Raw genomic sequence first — 17,935 nt, forward strand, 5'->3', positions numbered from 1 at the left:
GGGGTGTTTGCATTTCCTTCTCCAACCTATATGAGAATCAGTACTTCATCTCTGCTGTTGACGATGTCCCTTCTGGCTATGGGCCTGGTGGGATGTAACTCATCCATGCAGGCGTTCAAACAGGGAGTTCGCTATTACGACCAGGGCGAGTACGACCTGGCCATCAAAAGCCTCGGCAAAGCCGCCGAAGGCAAAAACGCCAGCGAAGCGGCCCGAATCAATTACCTGACGGCCGAATCGTACCGCCAGTCCAACCGCTTTCCCCAGGCCATTCCGTTTTACCAGAAAGCCGTGGAAGCAGCTAGTCCGGAAGCCGATCTACGCTTTCATTACGCCTATGCGCTCAAGTCGGCCGGTCGCTATGCCGAAGCGCTGGACCAGCTAACCCAATACATCCAGACCAATCCGACCAGCAAGGTGAATCTGGAAAAGGCCCAGCGGGAAGTGAACACACTGCGGGCCATCAGCGCCCTGTCCAAAAAACAGAATACGATTCAGCTGAAAAACATTTCGGCCCTCAATTCGCCGGGCTCGGAGTACGCGCCGGTTGTCCGCGGGGAGGAACTGGTCTTTACGGGTTCCCGCAAAGAGAAGATCTACAAGAACAACGGCCTGCCGATGACGGGTCTGTACAAGGTGAAAATCGGTCAGACGCCCGATGAAACCGGCAACGGAGCCCAGCTTTTCAGCCAGCGGATTTTTTCGGAAGACGCCAACGAAGGCACACCGGCCTTCTCCAAAGACGGCAAGATCATGATCTTTGCCCGGGGCAACAACGGCAAACGCAAAGGGGGCCTCGACGTTGACCTGTACATCAGCCGCCTCGGCAACGACGGCTGGACCGAACCCGCCCGGCTTGCCCTCAGCGACTCGACCGCCTGGGACGGCACTCCGGCCTTCTCCAACGACGGAAAAACGCTCTATTTCGCCTCCAACCGCAACGGGGGAGCCGGCGGCATCGACCTTTACCGCACCAACATGGACGCCTCGGGCCGCTTCAGCCGCCCGGTCAACATGGGTCGGGATATCAATACGCCCGGCGATGACATGTTTCCGTACGTCGGTCCCGACAACAAGCTCTATTTTGCTTCCGACGGGCATCCCGGCCTCGGCAAGCTCGACATTTTCGTGGCTACCCGTTCGCAGGGCATCATTACGGTCGAAAACATCGGTCTTCCGTACAACTCGCCGATGGACGACTTCGGCATGACGATGATTGAAGAAGGCAAAGGCTATTTTGCCTCCAATCGCGAAGGCGGCAAGGGCGACGACGATATTTATTTCTTCGACGGCACTACGCCTTCGCCGACCGACACGCCGATCGCCCAGACGCCTCCGGGCCAGGACACCCGCCGGACGGTGCGCTACTACCTGGCCGGTACGGTCGGAGAAAACGCCCCGGACCGCACGCCGCTCGATTCGGCGAAGGTCCGGATTCTGGACGTAGCCACCGAGCAGCCCATCGGCGAAGCGGTGACGGGCAAACCCGGTACGTTCGGGAAATATGCCCTGCAGGAAGGTAAGGAATACGTTATTTATGTGGAACGGCCGGGTTATCTGACGCGTCGGGAGCCGTTCACCATGCAGGGACGCAGCATTCCGCCCATCTTCCTGACTAAGGCGGAGACGGATACGACCTTCAACGTTTCGGTTCTGCTCGACCGGATTGCGCTGAACAAAACGTTCGTGCTCGAAAACATTTATTATGACCTCGATAAGTTCAACATCCGCCCCGACGCGGCCGAGGAACTTGACAAACTGGTCACCGTGCTGAAAGACAACCCGACGCTGCGGATCGAACTTAGCTCCCATACGGACACCCGCGCCTCGGATGCCTATAACGACCGGCTTTCGCAGAACCGGGCGAAGGCGGCCGTCGATTACATCATTTCCAAAGGAGTGGAGGCCGAACGACTGGTTGCCAAAGGATACGGAGAGCGACAGCTGATCGTCAAAAACGCCATTACCGAAGAACAGCACCAGCGGAACCGCCGCACGGAATTCAAGATTCTGGGCTACTGATCCGTTACTGCTTACCGACGAACCCCTACGAACCGGCCCCGGCCCGTTTGTAGGGGTTTTGTTTTTCTCCGGTCTGCCGCCCCGGCCCTATGCCGTAGCGGTTGAATCGCGACAAAGTCGGTCCGGGTGGGGCGCCGGCCGCTGGCTTTTTGGGTCGGGGAAGCCAGAAGCCTTTTGAACGCAAAGCGTCAGCGCTCAAACATTCCTCCCGGCAGGCGGTTAGAAAGCTACAAACCAGCATTCTTGTGCTATGAAATCAGATCGAATTCGACAATTTCTGGTTGTCTTTGCCATCGTTTCCATGATTGTGATGAACTACCTCTCGCAGGCTGTGCCGTTCGGCGGCCAGACCAACGGGCAGGTGTCGGACAAATACCATACGGACTTTACCCCGGCGGGCTATGCCTTTTCCATCTGGGGAGTGATCTATCTGGGGCTGGCGGCCTTTGCGGTTTACCAGGCTCTGCCTTCCCAGCGGGAGAATCCCCGCTTCCGGAGCGTTGGGCTACTGGTCGTGCTGAACGCCCTGCTGAACTGCCTCTGGCTGGTCGCCTTTCAGAATGAGTTTTTTATCACTTCGGTGCTCATCATTCTCGGCATGACCTTTACGGCCTTGGGAATCAATCTGGGGCTTCGGCTCGGGGCGCGGGAAACGCCGCAGGACGAGGCCCTGGTGAAGCCGGTTTCGGCCGCGGAAACGTGGATTGCCCGGGTGCCGTTTGCGATTTATTTCGGCTGGCTCACCGTCGCCACCATCGCCAACGTGTCGGTATGGCTGCTGGCCGACGGCTGGAGCGGCTGGGGCCTGAGTGCCCAGACCTGGGCCGAAGTCATGATCGTTGCCGGGCTGCTGATCGGGGTGTTCACCTTCATCCGAATTCGGAGCTACGCGTATCTGCTGGTGTTTGTGTGGGCGTTTGCCGCCATCGCCGCCGAACAACAGGGCAACGACTCGGTCCCGATGGTAGCAGGGGCGGCCGTCGTGGGCGCGCTGATCGTTCTGATTATGGCGCTGATCTGGCGACCGCGGGCCACCGCCCCCGGCGTCTCCCGACGGGATGTCCCCGAACTTCGCTGAAAATCTTCTTATTCTTAAACCCGGGCACCGTTCCGGGTTACTTTTTTTGCACATTTGTAAGACGGACCTTAAATGTCCCGGTTTCAGTTGTTCGATTATGGCCTGGAAGATACCTGCCACCCAGTTTAATTTTTCCGCGGACGACGACGATTTTCCGCATATTTACTATTTCGTGAGCCGGTTCGGCGTTTTTCCAAACCATTTGCACTGCCGGGGCGAATTTCAGACTTCGCTGACGGATTTTCTGGTCGAAAAACAGTTTGAAAAAATCTACGAACGAACGGAACTGACCACCGGACAGGCTGATTTTACGTTCTGGGTGCATCCGGACGGCGTTCTGCTGCGGCTGCATTACCTCGCTTCGATGAAAGCGTTCACTATTCAGGGCAATTACCTGAATCAGGAGGCCCTGCTGACGGCGCTTGACGGGCTCAACGACCACCGGGTGCCGGAAGCGGACAATTCGCTGGGCAAAGTCGGGCTGATCACCCAGCAATACAACGAGCTGATCGTGGAAGAAACCCAGCTCAAACTGCTGCCGCTCGACCTCGACAAACACTATAACGACGACCTGCGGCCGGTATACGAAAAGCTGATCGGCCGCCTCAATACCGTCAACGAAAAAGGCTTGGTGATTCTGCACGGCAAACCGGGAACCGGCAAAACGAACCTGATCCGCCACCTCACGACGCAGCTTACCAAGCAGGTGCTGGTCCTGCCGCCGCAGTTGGTGGAAGTCATGACGCAGCCCGGTTTCATTCCTTTCCTGCTCGAACAGCGCAACTCGGTGCTGGTCATCGAAGAAGCCGAACAGGTCCTGATTTCCCGGGAAAACGATGTCCGGAACTCCGCCGTTTCCAATCTGCTCAACCTGACGGACGGACTGCTGGCTGACTGTCTGGCTATTCAGGTCGTCTGCACGTTCAACACGGATATCGGCCGCCTCGACCCGGCGCTGCTGCGGAAGGGACGGCTTATCGCCCGTTACGAGTTTCAGGAACTGGCTACCGACAAATCCAACGTACTGCTTGCCGAACGGGGCCTCGACCGCCGCACCGACCAGCCCATGACGCTATCCGACATTTATCACCTCGAAGAAGAAGTCCAGTTTGCCAAACCCAGAGAACGAACCATTGGTTTTTAAATAAGGCTGATTGTTGCAGACTGAATGGATTCCTTCGTTCAACGGGCCACATTCATCCTTCAAAACGCAGCACGCTGCCTTCACTCCTCCCCCATGTCCGAACCCATTCATACCGTCTATCTGCTTCTCGGCTCCAACCTCGGCGACCGGATCTCCACGCTCCGCCATGCCCGGGAAGCGATCAGCGATGAGGTCGGGCCAATTCTGCTGTATTCGGCCCTTTACGAAACGGCCGCCTGGGGCGTGACCCATCAGCCCAGTTTTCTCAACCAGGTGCTGAAAGTGCTCACGCCGTTTGGGGCCGACGAGGTGCTGAAAATGACGCAGCGCATCGAACAGCACCTCGGCCGGGTGCGTCGGGAGAAATGGGGCAGCCGGGTCATCGACATCGACATCCTGTATTTTGACTCGGAAACCTTCCAGTCGGAGCACCTGACGATTCCGCACCCGTTTCTGCACGAACGACGGTTTACGCTCGTGCCGCTGGCCGAAATTGCGCCTTCTTACCTTCACCCGGTTCTCAAAAAAACATCCCGGCAACTGCTGGAGGAGTGCCGGGATGAACTGGAAGTGGTCAAACTGGTCTGACCTCAGCGGGAGGCCATGGGCGTCGGGGCCGCTTCGCTCAGTTTTTTCAGCTTGTTCAGCCCCTTGTCAAAATCTTTGCCGATCAGGTCGTTCAGGTCCACAAACAGCGCCATGACGTTGGTCGGATAAGGCTGCGCGCCTTCCATTTTCCAGGTCACCCGCGTGCCGTCGGCCTCGTCCGTCAACAGGATGTACGCGTCGCTGACGCTCGTAAACGGCTCCTCGAAGGTAAGCTGGTTATGCACCATTTCGTTGGCCTTGATTTCTTTGATCACCTGCGTTCCCTTGCCCACATCGCTGTTTCCCTCCCAGGCCGATTGTTCGCCAACCGTACCGGAAGTCCCGGTAAAAACCACTTTCATGTTCGGATCGTAATCCACCCAGGGCGACCACTTTTCCTGACTTTGCAGGGAACTGACCAGCGGAAAGACTTCGGCCCGGGATTTGGTCAGCAGGATGGAACGGGAGACGCTGTACTCGGTCGGCATGACCAGACCGACCAGCAAAATCACTACTACTAATGCGGCAATAAACAAACCGATGCCTTTCAGAACTTTCATAATAGTGAGGATTTAGGTGAAACGATAGTAATATACGAAGCTCCCGTTGTACGGAGCAAAGCGGCCGAAAATAATTTTCCGGACGCTCTGCCAGCACCGCTCCCGCTTATTTTCGCTGTAAATCAGCACTATCGAACACCAGACCAGCATAAACCATCCGGCCAATCGCCGCAGAGCCGTAGGCGTAGACCGCGTTGGCGTTCGTCAGGTTTGTCCCGCCCAGCCGGACGGAGGTCCCCAGGCCCTTCAGCCGGTAAGCTACCTGCGCATCCAGCGTTCCGAAGGCGTCGATTTTCCCTTCGTCGAACGGCATCTGGAAGGTGTAGGCCGACTGGTACCGGTAGTTGGCGCTGTAGCTCAGCCGGGAGGTCAGTTCGCCGTTCAGGCCTAGGTTCACCTTATACGGCGGCGTATTGAAGCCGAGGATGAGGTCTTTGGTGTCCGAAATGGTGGTGTAGGTGTAGTTGGCGACCAGATTGACCGCTTTGGAAGCGTACCATTCAAGGCCGGTCAGCAGTCCGGTGGTCGTCACGGCTTTCTCCGAATTGGTCCAGACCTGAATCAGGCGGGCGCGCGTGCGGTCGGTCAGCGATTTGGCAAAATCGGCGGCGACCGGCGTCTGTCCGTCTTCCCGCCCGATAAAGCGCGTGGTTCCGATAAAGTCGCGGTACCGGCTGTGGTACACGCTGGCGTCCAGAAACAGATTGTCCGCCAGTTCGCCTTTGTAACCGATCTCCCCGGAGTTCATCCGCTCCGGTTTCAGGGCATTCACCCGCACGGGCGTTCCGGCGGGATTCTGGGTCGTGACAGACCCCGGAACCAGCCCGTTGAACCCGTTGCCGACGTTGCCGAGCAGCAAAATCTGACCAATATCCAGGTAAATAAACTGGTCGATCTGCGCCGGTTGCCGGAACGCCTGCGACACATTCACCCGGAAATTGTGCCGCCGCGGCTCATCGGGCGTCCATACGGCCGACAGACGGGGCGAGAAACGGGTCCCGAAATTTTTGAAGTTATCGAGGCGGCCGGCCACGGCTACTTTCAGCCGGTCGCGGAACAGTTTTTTCTGGGCCTGTCCGTACACGCCCAGTTCGTAGTTATTGATTTCCTCCCGCCGGTTCAGCTCGTTGGCGACGGTGCCGGGCCGCAGCGGGGACGAATCGCCGTCCTGAAAGAGCGTACCGCCCGAAGTCAGCGTGTAAAGCCGGTAAGAGCCGCCCGTCACAATGTCCCAGTCCGGCAGTTTCCAGTTGTACTGGCCGCTGTAATCCCAGAAATACGCCTGGGTACCAAAGCCCGCGCCCTTGATCAGCAGCGGCGAAGCGGCTCCCGAACCGGGGAAGGTCCGCAGGGGCGTCAGGGCACCGTTGATATCCAGATTACCCGTACTTCCGGCAATCAGCCCCAGCAAACGCTGGTATTCGGGCGAGCCGACCGGAAGTTGTAAGGTAGCCGCCAGCTGCGAAGCAAGTGCCTGCGCCTGCTCGGGACTTTGCCCGCCCGCAATGGCCGCTGGCAGCCGGAAGGGCGTTGGGGCGCCGCCATCGGGATTGGGGACGAAGACCCCCGGTACGGGCGTTCCCGCCGGAGCGCCGGTCGTTCGGGCCAGACCGAACAGGTTGCCCCAGGCGGTGAAATAGTTCTGGGCGTAAGACGGAAAACGCACGCCCGGAGCCACTTCGCCGGATGCCAGCGGCAACTGCTGCATGGCGTTTCCGAGAAAACCAAGGTCGTAGCTGTCGCTGCTGACGTCGGTATTGCGGTAGGCCCGCAGAAACCAGCGGTCGCTTTTCAGTTCCAGATGGTGCACCCACGAGCGCAGATTCCGGAAGGCGTAGCGGTTGGAACTCTGGTAGAGCGTGTTGCTCGCCGACTGCCGGAATTCGTACCAGAACTTCAGTCGGTTCGTCAGCAGGACGTGGACGGAAGGGTTGAACTTCCAGACGCCCGTGCGGTAGGCGTTTCGTCCCGGCAGGTTGAAATTCCTGACGTCTTTGCCCGTCAGCAGCATGTCTTCTTCGGCAAAACCGGGCATGTAGACGCGGAGAGCCGTGCCGCCGTTGAGGGCCACCAGCGAAGGGGTCGTCAGCGTGGTGCCAATGTCGCCGTAGCGGTTCACGGCATTGTACCCCAGCGGAGAGCCCAGCGGATTGTTGAACGGGTCCGCGCCCGGCAGACCGCTTTCGGTCACGGGGCGCACGGCGTTTCCGTTCCGGGCGATAAACTCGTCGGCCTCCTGGTACCCACCCGTGAGCTTGACGGCTACCCGGCTGCCGATCCGGTGGGCGTAGCGGAACTGCCCGTCGAGCAGCGCCCGGCTGCCACCCCGTAGGGAGGCCGAAAATCCGGTGTACTGGAAGGGGTCTTTGGTATTGAGCAGCACCACGCCGTTGAACGCATTGGCCCCATACAGGGCGGAGTTGGCGCCATAAACAACGTCCACACTTTCCAGGTCCAGTTCGGCAGGCCCGAGGCTGTTTCCGGCGTAGATCGACAGGGAGGGCGACATGAGGTCGCAGTAATCCACCAGCTGAATCAGACGCTCGGATTTGGTGGAATTGAAGCCCCGCGTGCTGAGGCTGCTGAACAGCAGACCCGAACGGGCCACGTCGATGCCTTTAAACCGGGCCAGCGAGGAGTACAATTCAAGACCGGGCGCGGTGCGCAACTGGCCCTGGCTGACTTTTTCCACCGTTACGGGCGTTTCCATCACCCGTTCGGCCACCCGCGAAGCCGATTCAATGGCTTCGTTCATCAGGTTGGGCGTTTCCCGAAGAAGGATGTCCACCTGAGTCTGCGTCGAAAAAACGGCGACACTCAGGGTCGTGAAGCCATCGGCCGAAATGGTAAAGGTGACCGGGTCGTTCACCGAAAAATCAACCTCCGGAAGCTCGTAGCGCCCAAGCCGGTCAGTCATCACCCGCCGGTAAGAACCTTCCAGACTGACACTGGCCCCGGCCAGCGGTTTTCGGCTCACGGCATCCCGGATGATTCCGCGTACGGCATGGACGGGGCTGTCCTGCGCGCGGCTTTGCAAAAAGGAAAGAATACAGAAAAAGAGTAAGTATGATCGTTTCATAGGCAGGTACAGGGGATTTACTTTAACGGTCAAGTTAGTAACAAAAATCAATCATAAGACCTGTATGTCATACGATTGGTTACATAGCCGCAAAAATATTTTGTACCTGCTCTAATGAAAACGGTTACTCGATCACCTTCGGCACCCGGAAATAGGACTCGTCTTTGGCCGGGGCATTGCGCAGCGCCCGTTCGAGGGGGAGTTGCGGGCTCGGTTCGTCTTCCCGCAGCACGTTGATTTCGGCGGAGATGTGCGTCAGCGGCTCTACGCCCGTTGTGTCGACTTCGTTCAGTTGTTCCATCCAGGTCAGCACGCCGTTCAGGCTTTCGACCAGCGGCCCTTCCTCCTCCGCCCGGACTTCCAGGCGGGCCAGATGGGCGATTTTGTGGAGCGTTTCGTGAGTGATTTTCATAAAAAGTCGGAAAGTCGGAAGTCGGAAAGTCATAAGCGGTCCGCCGCTGCGGTCGTAAGTAGCTTCGCCGTTTCCTGGTCTGGCGGAGCGCTTACGACCGCAGCGGCGGACCGCTTATGACTTTCCGACTTTATGACTATTTAATGCTTCATCAATAATGGTAAATGTCTTTTCTTTCAGCCATTCCAGATCGTTCTGCGTCAGCCCCCGGGTTTCGATGGGCGGGTGAACGATGGCTTTGATCGGGTGGCGGTGCAGGCGCAGGGGCAGCACGTCGGGCAGAATCCGGTGGTTGGTCAGCAGCGTGACGGGCACGATGGGCACCCCTTCCTGAATCGCCATTTTAAACGCGCCGTCTTTGAACGGACGGTGCATCTGCGGCGGATTTGTCGACTTGATGCCGCCTTCCGGGTAAATGACTACGCTCCGCCCCGACCGCAGCGTTTTGATGGATTTGGTCAGGGAATACGCCCGGCTGTTGGCTTTCTCGCGGTTCACCTGAATGTGCAGCTTCGAGAACATATAGCCGAACAGGGGCACTTTCTTTACGCCATGCTTCCCGACAAAAGCGTAATAATTCGGGATAATCACGCCCATCGAGGCAATGTCGATGTACGAAAAATGGTTGGCGCAGAACACGTACGTCCGCTTCGGGTCGGGCTGGTACTGGTAGTCGACCTCTATTTTGATTCCAGCCAGGAAAAAAAAGATGTGCCCCCAGATTGCGTTGATTTTGTGTGCGTACGGCTTCCAGCTTTCCCGTTGCAGAAACAGAAACGTAAAGGGAAACAGGAGCAGAAAAATCAGGATAAACCAGAAGGCGCACCAGAGGGTGTATAGTCTTGAACCGCCGGACGGCCCCGCTGGATTTTTGGGATTTATTTGATATGTATGATTAGAGACGGTTTGCATAAGTAACGGTCTTTACCCTCAGTTAATAAATCACAGTAAATCAAATAAATCCCAAAAATCAGGGTTCAGATTAGTGTTTAAAATGGCGCACGCCGGTCGTCACCATCGCCAGACCGTGCTGGTTGCAGTAGTCGATGCTGTCCTGGTCGCGGATGGAGCCGCCGGGCTGTACCACGGCCGTGATGCCCGCTTTACCCGCAATCTCCACGCAGTCGGGGAAGGGGAAAAAGGCGTCCGAGGCCATCACCGCACCGTTCAGATCGAAACCAAACGAACCGGCCTTTTCGATGGCCTGCCGCAGGGCGTCTACCCGGCTGGTCTGGCCCACGCCGCTGGCAAGCAGCTGGTTTTCCTTCGCCAGCACGATGGTATTTGACTTGGTGTGCTTGCAGACTTTCAGCGCAAACTCCAGTGCCCGCACTTCGGCTTCCGTCGGCGCTTTTTCGGTCACCGTTTTGAATTGCCCGGCCGTTTCGGTCTGGTTGTCCTTGTCCTGCTCCAGCACGCCGTTCAAAATGGTCTTGAACATCTTGCCGGGCAGTTCAACGGGCTTGCGCACCAGTAAAATGCGGTTTTTCTTCGATTTAAGCAACTCCAGCGCCGCCTCTTCGTAAGCCGGGGCGATGAGGATTTCCATGAACAGCTTGTTCAGTTCCTCCGCCGTCGCCAGATCGACCGTCGTGTTGGTGATGATAACCCCGCCGAAGGCCGAAACCGGGTCGCAGGCGAGGGCATTCAGGTAGGCCTCCTTTGCCGTCGGGGCCGTAGCCACGCCGCAGGCGTTGGTGTGCTTGATGATGGCAAACGTAGGGCCGTCGCTGCTGAATTCGTCGATAAGGCTCACGCAGGCGTCTACGTCCACCAGGTTGTTGTACGATAGTTCCTTGCCGTGCAGTTTGTCGAACATGGCGTCCAGATCGCCGTAGAACGTCGCCTGCTGGTGCGGGTTTTCGCCGTACCGGAGCGTCTGCGACGGCAGTTGCGTAAACTGGTTGATGCTGGGCGTTTCACCGGCGAAGTACGCCTGAATGGCCGTGTCGTAGTGCGACGACATGCCGAACGCTTCCTTCGCGTAGCGGCGACGGTCTTCGAGGTCGGTCTTGCCTTCTTTCTGGGTCAGCAGGGCAACCACATCGGCGTACTGCTCGCGGGAAGACACGATGAGCGTATCGGCAAAGTTTTTGGCGGCCGCCCGGATGAGCGAAATGCCGCCGATGTCAATCTTTTCAATCACCTCCGCTTCGTCGGCACCCGAAGCCACGGTTTCTTCGAAAGGATAAAGATCGACCACGACCAGATCGATGGCCGGAATCTGGTGGCGCTCGGCCTGGGCCACGTCTTCGGGCAGGTTACGCCGGTACAGAATCCCGCCAAACACGGCCGGGTGCAGCGTTTTGACGCGTCCCCCGAAGATAGACGGGTAGCCCGTCAGGTCTTCCACGGCCGTAACCGGGATGCCGAGGCTTTCGATGAACGTCTGGGTTCCGCCGGTCGAGTACAGCGTCACGCCGTGCTGGTGAAGTAACCGGACGAGGGGCTCAAGGCCGTCTTTGTAGTAAACGGAGATAAGAGCGGATTGAATTGACTTTGACATGAGCAGCACAAAATTTCGCAAAGATAACCGAAAGGACGGGAACGGGACAGATTGTTCGGTTTTCGTGCGTAACTTTAACGGAACCCTTTGCTGAATTTCCATGGAAACGACCGTTCAGACCCAACCGACTCCGCGCGTCAAAGGCTGGCCTCTGGTGGGCAACACCTTCCAGTTCGTGCGCGATCCCCTGGGCTTTCTCCGGCAGTTACAGCAGCAATACAGCCGCGTGGTGGGTCTCCGCATTGCCAACCGCAACCTGACGGTGACGCTCACCCCCGACGACGCGAAGTACATTCTTCAGGAAAACAACAAAAATTACCACAAAAGCGAGGCTTACCGGGTCCTGCAACTGTTTCTCGGCAACGGCCTGCTGACCAGCGAAGGCGAGTTCTGGCGGCGGCAGCGGCGGCTGGCCCAACCGGCTTTTCACCGGCAGCGGCTGGCGCTTCTGGTCGATACCATGAACGAGGAAACCCGCGAACTGGTCGGGCGCTGGCAAACCCACGACCCGCACTTGCCGGTCGATATTTCCGGGGAAATGATGAAACTGGCGCTGGCGATTGTCACGCGGTCCCTCTTCAGCTCGAACGTCAAGCAGCATATCGACACCCTTTCGGGGCCGATCAACCAGATCATCGAGTTTGCCTACGAGGCGCTGTACGACTTCGTGCGCATTCCGTTGAAATACCCCACGCCCCGCAACCGGCGCTACCTGCGGGCGGTGGATAAAATCGAGGCGGTCATCTACGAAATGATCAACCAGCGCCGGGCCGAGCAGGGCAGCGTCCGCCACGACGACCTGCTCGAAATGCTGATGGAAGTGCAGGACGAAGAGACCGGCGAACGCATGACCGACCAACAGCTCCGCGACGAGGTGACGACCATTTTCATGGCCGGGCACGAAACGACGGCCAACGCCCTGTCGTGGGCGCTGTACCTGCTGGCCAAACATCCGGACGTGGTGCAGAAGCTCCGCCACGAGTTCGACCGGGTGCTGGGGCCGGACGGACAGCCCACGGCCGAAAACCTGCGCGAGTTGACCTATACGATGCAGGTAATCCACGAAACGATGCGGCTGTATCCACCCGCCTGGGTTTTCAGCCGCAAACCGCTGACGGACGATGTGCTGCCGGGTGGTTACGCCCTACCGGCGGGGAACGGGGTGCTGGTGTCGCCCTATCTCCTCCACCGCGACCCAAAGTTCTGGGAAGCTCCCGACGAGTTTAACCCCGACAATTTCCTGCCCGAAAAAGTGAAAGCCCGCCCGACCTACGCCTATCTGCCGTTCGGAGCGGGGCCGCGGCTGTGCATCGGCAATAATTTTGCCCTGATGGAAATGCAGGTGGCGCTGGTCCATCTGGTGCGGGCTTTCGACTTCCGGACCACGCGTCGCGACGTGATTCCGCCCGAACCGGGCATCACGCTGCGGCCCCGGGGCGGGTTGCGGCTCCGCCTCCGTAACGCGGAATGATATTCCGCGCCGAAAGATATTCCGCGCCCAAGATTTAGCCCCGCTTCGGCCACGTGGAATGATCGCGCCCAGGCGCCCCCGCCTGACCGCAAGGATCGTCGTCAGACCCTGCCCGCTAAGGCCCCTTACCGAAACAGCGATGCCTTACTCCACGCCAGTCAACCCAGCAGAGTGAGGCACCGTTGTTATTAGTTGGCCCGAAGTCCGTAAAAAAAGCCTTCAATGTTGACTGTCCGAATTTGTTGGCCTGCCGCAAAAACGCCCGCCTTCTTTACGGAGAACTTCCCGCTTATTTCTTCGCCCACATTCCCCAGCTTTTCGATGGTTATCGTTCCGCCGCTTGTCACAAGATCCGCATTCGGACCTGGCTTATACGAACTCTCGAAAAAAGGATGATCGGGAGTAGCGCCCAGAAACGTCGTCAGATGCTCAGGCGGCGGATTTTGCTGCGTATCCCAGGGGTGCTCTCCGACCCCGCCCATCCAGTATATATCAATCGCCCCGACGCCTTCTTTCTGGGCCCCGATGCCGTAATGGGTCGAATTGACAATCCGGCCGCCAATGTAGTCCGTTACGCAGGGGAGAAACTGCCACGGCCCCCCATCGATCCGGAAGGTGATTCCGGCCTTTTTCTGCGGCAACACGGTGATACTCGACACCAGCAGGTATTTGTCTTTTACATTTGTCCCTCGCGTGTTCAGTTCAACCGTCACATTCACCGTCGTAGGCTTGTCGATGGAAGCCGGTGCGGTGTAAATCGCCGAGGCTCCCGCCGGACTCAGTCGGCCCACGCCGCCCAGTCGCCAGGCGTCGCCTTTGCCGTTGTTTTTGATGTATTCCGCTTCCAGATCCCGGGCGTTGCTCATGGCCCTATCTTCGGTGGTAGGCGGTGCCAGCGGCCCCAGCAGGTCGGGCAGGAAGGTAATCACCCGGAGTTCGACAAAATTCCCCGCCGCCACCATCGTGGACTGAGGAATCAGCTGGTACCACAGCGCCGCGATCCAGTCGCTGAAGTGCGTCGTCGTGACGCTGACCGTTTTAGCGGCCTCATTCACAACGGGTCTGGCTACCAGTCGCCACAGTCCTTTGTCATCCTGGTAGGCCACGCCCAGCGCCTCCGCCATGCTGACCTGCTGCTCGAACGGCTGGTACGAAAACGTCAGCGTCACGGGTTTGGCAAACTGAATACCGTGGGGCAGCAGCCGGAAGCCCTGCCCCGCCCCGGCCGGACAGGTATTTTCAATGGGCTGGATGCTGATTTGGGTATTCGTCGAAACGGCCCCGGCCGGAATCGTAATTTTCAGTGTCTGGTCGGGCGAGGAAAACGTGCCACCGGCGGGCGTCACGGTAAAGGTGGTCTGGGCGGCGGTCGGGTTTCCCACCGGAAAGGAAACCGGCTCGACGGGCTCGGGTTCCGGAGAATGGCCCGGCTTACAGCCCGAAAGCCCGATCAGGGCGAGCAGGACAAAAAGAAAGAAGCGGTTCATGAGTGGCGTTGTTTACAGGCGTTCAATCCGGTTCAAATTTGAACACGGGGCCTCTCCCACCCAATTCGCTTCGAGATGAGTTGCCGGAAGTGGAAACAGAACTGCTGATTTTCCGGCCTTAACTGCGTGAGGCCATCCTCAAAACCGCCGCCGGGTGCTAGCGGGCACCTTCCCGTTTCGTCCGGTCGATGGTGTCCAGCAGGCCGCCGGGCTTGTCGAGCGACAGTTCCCAGAACATGATGCCGTTCAGGCCTTTTTCGCGGGCGTACCGCGTCTTGAGCGCAATCGAGCGCGGATCGTCGTAGGTAACGTACTGCTGTTTGGCGGCATTGTACAGGTAGGGAGCCCTGGCCGTATCGTCCCAGTAAGCCGTAAAGCCACTGCCGGGGCCGTATTCTTTATCAAAATCGCGGAAGGCCGTGCTGCTTTTGAACGTACCGGGCTGGTAACGGCCGTTGTTGGTCGGGGCCACGCCTTCCCACATCCGCGTGTAGAAGGCCGCCCCAATGACCAGCTTGCGGGCCGGAACGCCTTTGGCAAGCAGCGCCTGCACCGCCGCGTCGGTCGATTCGCGCTGTTCGGGCGTGCTGTACAGCGGCGTGTGGTGCCCCGTAGCGGTCGAGAAGCCGTGCACGAGGTCATAGGTCATGATGTTGACGCGGTCCACCAGCGGCATCACAGCGGTCCAGTCCACGGCTTCGTCGATGAATCGCGGAAAACCGCCCGCCGCAAAGCTGATTTCGGCCCGTCGGCCCAGTTCCTGCCGCAGCTTCCGGACGAGGTCGGTGAAATTCGGCTTATCCTCCGGCGCGTACCGGTGGCCCGGATGGCCCGGAATGGCCGGGTATTCCCAGTCCAGATCAATGCCGTCGGCCCCAAAGTACGTCAGGTTTTCCCGAACCGACCGGGAAAACACCCGCCGGTTTTCTTCCGACGAAAACACTTCCGAGCAGGGCGCACAGCCGCCCCAGCCGCCGAGCGACACCATCACTTTCAGGGCCGGATTCTGTTTTTTCAGTTCGACCAGTTTTTGCAAAGTCAGCGAATCCTTCCGGTTGTCGATGGCGAAGCGGTTGCCTTTTAGATGGCCAAAGCTATAGATGATGTGGGTCAGCTTACGGGCGTCGATTTCGGCCACGCGGTCGGGTCCGGCGGAATAATAAGCAATCACGACAAACGGGTCGGCGGCGCGAACGGCCGCGGGAGCCAGCAGAAAAGCAAACAGACAGAGAAGCAGGTGCATGGGATTAGACAAGTTACGGCTTGACGTGACCGAACGGAAACGGCGGGTTACTGCCGGGCGGCCGAGTCCGGTTTGGCCTGGAATTCCTTCGGAGCGGGGGGCCGGAAGCCACCCACTTCGCGCTGCATTTCGGGTTTCTTGGTCTGGTAAAGCTTCCACTGCTCGGCCGTCAGGATGCCTTTCAGCTTGTCTTCCTTTTCCTCGTTGAGCATCATCATCATGTCCTGAATCTGCTTGCGGGCGTCGGGGCCGGGCTGGCCGCTGGGTCCGATGATGTCTTTGATGGCGGCCTGCTGCTGGTCGGCATAATCTCCGTTCAGCTTCTTGACCGCCTTCGCCTGCTCCTTGTCGAGGGCGAGGTTGTCTTTGAGCCACTTGGTTTCCTTAGTCGCCAGTTCTCCGGCGATGTTGGGAATCATCGGGCGCGACGAACCCGCCTGCGGCAGGCTGTTCATGCCCGGCTGGCGCATGCCTCCCATGCCGCCGGGATAATACTGGGCAAAGACTGACCGTGTGAACAGGGTCGCCACGGCAAACGTCATAAGAAAAAAAAGTTTGCTGTACTTCATACCCTTAAAGTTAGTGCTTAAGCAGCAGAACGCAAGTAAACGGCTTTGGCGAACGGCTCCGTTTTTTGTCAAAATTCCCAAACCGGCTCTTTTGCGCCCGCTCATCCTTCACTGACCCTTTCTTTAAAGGACTTCCAAATTGTACCGTAAACGCTTTTTCCCTAATTTTGACCGTTTTTTAGACCAGACCACTTCTAACTCACATACGATGAGAGAAATACAATTCCGGGAGGCGCTGCGTGAGGCCATGTCGGAAGAAATGCGCCGCGACCCGCTGGTTTACCTGATGGGTGAGGAAGTCGCTGAGTACAACGGGGCTTATAAGGTCAGTCAGGGAATGCTCGACGAATTCGGTGCGGACCGGGTCATCGATACGCCGATTGCCGAGCTGGGTTTCGCCGGGATCGGCGTTGGGTCGGCCATGAACGGACTGCGGCCGATCATTGAGTTTATGACGTTCAACTTCTCGCTGGTGGCGATCGACCAGGTCATCAACTCGGCAGCGAAAATCATGTCGATGTCGGGCGGACAGTACTCCTGCCCCATCGTGTTCCGCGGACCGACGGGCAACGCCGGGATGCTGTCGTCGCAGCACTCGCAGAACTTCGAGAACTGGTTTGCCAACACGCCGGGTTTGAAAGTGGTGGTTCCGTCGAATCCCTACGATGCCAAAGGGCTGCTGAAATCGTCCATCCGCGACAACGACCCCGTTATCTTCATGGAGTCGGAGCTGATGTACGGCGACAAAGGGCAGGTGCCGGAAGAAGAATACCTAATTCCCATCGGCAAAGCCAACATCACCCGCGAGGGCAACGACGTGACCCTGATCTCGTTCGGTAAAATGATGAAAGTGGCCCACCAGGCCGCCGACGAACTGGCGAAAAACGGCGTTTCGGCCGAGGTCATCGACCTGCGTTCGGTTCGTCCGATCGACTACGCGACGGTCATCAATTCGGTGAAGAAAACCAACCGCTGCGTGATCGTGGAAGAAGCGTGGCCCCTGGCGGCGATTTCGTCAGAACTGACCTACAACATCCAGCGCAATGCGTTCGACTACCTGGATTCACCGGTAATCCGCGTGAACAGCCTCGACCTGCCGCTGCCGTACGCGCCGACGCTCATCGAAGCCATCCTGCCGAACGTAAAACGGACGCTACAGGCCGTAGAAACGGTGATGTACCGGAAATAATTTTTGAGCGAATTTTCAATTATGCAAAAAAGCCGGACGCAAATCCGGCTTTTTTGCTTTTCAGGCACTTATCAAAAAAAGAAGCACCGGCCTCTGACTTGCCGGTGCTTTTACTTTGTTGCGAAACACACTATATAAACGGCACCAGACTAATTTTAGTTTGCACTTTGAAAAATTAGTGCATAGTTTTTCAGAATCGTTTATTACAAAGTTCTGGGTTTTACAAAGTATGCGGAGTCAGGCACAAACCATTTATGAAGTAACGGTCCAGTACATTGGTTCGCTCAATACGCTGCGGCAGCGGGAGCCGTTTGTGGTGTATTTCTCGAACCTTACCAAAGCCGTGGAAAACATTACCAATCACCTCGCCCTGAACGGCTGGCCGCCTAAGGTCAATTATACCGCGGTTTACCGGTCGCTGAAGCAGCGGGGCAGTTATCATTGCGATTTCGACGTGGCGGGTGCGCGCGTCTTCCGCATCCGGATTACGCCCCGAACCCTCAACCCCGTCCTGACGACGATGGGCATCGACGAGCGGCCTTCGGAGCCGACGCGCAAAAAATAAACCCGACCACCTTACGGCAGTC

At 58.1% G+C, this 17,935-nt stretch carries 15 protein-coding genes; 7 read left to right on the forward strand and 8 right to left on the reverse strand.

The genetic code is table 11. The features are described from left to right. Positions 1 to 30 precede the first annotated feature (30 nt). The 4 genes from ORG26_RS08900 to folK all read left to right on the forward strand — a co-directional run bounded on the left by ORG26_RS08900 (position 31) and on the right by folK (position 4,832). Positions 31 to 2,022 (forward strand): CHU_0125 family OmpA-like outer membrane integrity protein, encoded by a 1,992-nt coding sequence (locus ORG26_RS08900; protein WP_266368547.1) that lies wholly within the window; start codon positions 31 to 33, stop codon positions 2,020 to 2,022. Between the two features lie 250 nt (positions 2,023 to 2,272). Next, positions 2,273 to 3,100 carry a tryptophan-rich sensory protein gene (locus tag ORG26_RS08905; protein WP_266368549.1) on the forward strand — a complete coding sequence of 276 codons (828 nt, stop codon included), beginning with the start codon at positions 2,273 to 2,275 and terminating at the stop codon, positions 3,098 to 3,100. Between the two features lie 97 nt (positions 3,101 to 3,197). Beyond that, a complete protein-coding gene (locus ORG26_RS08910; RefSeq protein ID WP_266368551.1) occupies positions 3,198 to 4,244 on the forward strand; it encodes an AAA family ATPase in 1,047 nt (348 codons plus the stop codon). A 93-nt stretch (positions 4,245 to 4,337) separates the two neighbouring features. Beyond that, entirely contained in the window at positions 4,338 to 4,832 is a 495-nt protein-coding gene (gene folK, locus ORG26_RS08915; protein ID WP_266368552.1) for a 2-amino-4-hydroxy-6-hydroxymethyldihydropteridine diphosphokinase, read from the forward strand. A gap of 2 nt (positions 4,833 to 4,834) precedes the next feature. On the opposite strand, the gene ORG26_RS08920 is transcribed toward folK, so the two are convergent. The 5 genes from ORG26_RS08920 to purH all read right to left on the reverse strand — a co-directional run bounded on the left by ORG26_RS08920 (position 4,835) and on the right by purH (position 11,389). Beyond that, the gene (locus ORG26_RS08920; protein WP_266368553.1) at positions 4,835 to 5,392 is read right to left on the reverse strand and encodes an SRPBCC family protein; all 558 of its coding nucleotides are present in this window, start codon (positions 5,390 to 5,392) and stop codon (positions 4,835 to 4,837) included. 106 nt (positions 5,393 to 5,498) lie between these two features. Continuing rightward, positions 5,499 to 8,471 carry a TonB-dependent receptor gene (locus tag ORG26_RS08925; RefSeq protein WP_266368554.1) on the reverse strand — a complete coding sequence of 991 codons (2,973 nt, stop codon included), beginning with the start codon at positions 8,469 to 8,471 and terminating at the stop codon, positions 5,499 to 5,501. A 124-nt stretch (positions 8,472 to 8,595) separates the two neighbouring features. Next, a complete protein-coding gene (gene gatC / locus ORG26_RS08930; RefSeq protein ID WP_266368555.1) occupies positions 8,596 to 8,883 on the reverse strand; it encodes an Asp-tRNA(Asn)/Glu-tRNA(Gln) amidotransferase subunit GatC in 288 nt (95 codons plus the stop codon). Positions 8,884 to 8,997: 114 nt separating this feature from the next. Then, on the reverse strand, positions 8,998 to 9,795 hold the full coding sequence (locus tag ORG26_RS08935) for a lysophospholipid acyltransferase family protein (protein ID WP_266368556.1): 798 nt from the start codon (positions 9,793 to 9,795) through the stop codon (positions 8,998 to 9,000). Between the two features lie 70 nt (positions 9,796 to 9,865). Continuing rightward, on the reverse strand, positions 9,866 to 11,389 hold the full coding sequence (gene purH / locus ORG26_RS08940; RefSeq protein WP_266368557.1) for a bifunctional phosphoribosylaminoimidazolecarboxamide formyltransferase/IMP cyclohydrolase: 1,524 nt from the start codon (positions 11,387 to 11,389) through the stop codon (positions 9,866 to 9,868). A gap of 100 nt (positions 11,390 to 11,489) precedes the next feature. On the opposite strand from purH, the gene ORG26_RS08945 reads away from it, so the two are divergent. Next, entirely contained in the window at positions 11,490 to 12,860 is a 1,371-nt protein-coding gene (locus tag ORG26_RS08945) for a cytochrome P450 (protein ID WP_266368559.1), read from the forward strand. Between the two features lie 188 nt (positions 12,861 to 13,048). On the opposite strand, the gene ORG26_RS08950 is transcribed toward ORG26_RS08945, so the two are convergent. From ORG26_RS08950 to ORG26_RS08960, 3 genes are all read right to left on the reverse strand, one after another. Then, positions 13,049 to 14,347: a hypothetical protein gene (locus ORG26_RS08950; RefSeq protein ID WP_266368560.1), complete on the reverse strand. Its 1,299-nt coding sequence runs from the start codon at positions 14,345 to 14,347 to the stop codon at positions 13,049 to 13,051. A gap of 157 nt (positions 14,348 to 14,504) precedes the next feature. Next, positions 14,505 to 15,590 carry a glycoside hydrolase family 18 protein gene (locus ORG26_RS08955; protein ID WP_266368561.1) on the reverse strand — a complete coding sequence of 362 codons (1,086 nt, stop codon included), beginning with the start codon at positions 15,588 to 15,590 and terminating at the stop codon, positions 14,505 to 14,507. Positions 15,591 to 15,637: 47 nt separating this feature from the next. Next, positions 15,638 to 16,159, reverse strand: a complete 522-nt coding sequence (locus ORG26_RS08960; RefSeq protein ID WP_266368563.1) for a hypothetical protein — start codon at positions 16,157 to 16,159, stop codon at positions 15,638 to 15,640. A 139-nt stretch (positions 16,160 to 16,298) separates the two neighbouring features. On the opposite strand from ORG26_RS08960, the gene ORG26_RS08965 reads away from it, so the two are divergent. Together ORG26_RS08965 and ORG26_RS08970 are read left to right on the forward strand one after the other, a co-directional pair. Further along, complete coding sequence (locus tag ORG26_RS08965; protein ID WP_323134395.1) at positions 16,299 to 17,348, forward strand: pyruvate dehydrogenase complex E1 component subunit beta; 1,050 nt, start codon at positions 16,299 to 16,301, stop codon at positions 17,346 to 17,348. A gap of 229 nt (positions 17,349 to 17,577) precedes the next feature. Next, on the forward strand, positions 17,578 to 17,913 hold the full coding sequence (locus ORG26_RS08970; RefSeq protein WP_266368566.1) for a hypothetical protein: 336 nt from the start codon (positions 17,578 to 17,580) through the stop codon (positions 17,911 to 17,913). The last annotated feature ends 22 nt before the right edge of the window (positions 17,914 to 17,935 follow it).

The organism is Tellurirhabdus rosea, from assembly GCF_026278345.1.
GTDB classification, from domain to species: Bacteria; Bacteroidota; Bacteroidia; order Cytophagales; family Spirosomataceae; genus Tellurirhabdus; species Tellurirhabdus rosea.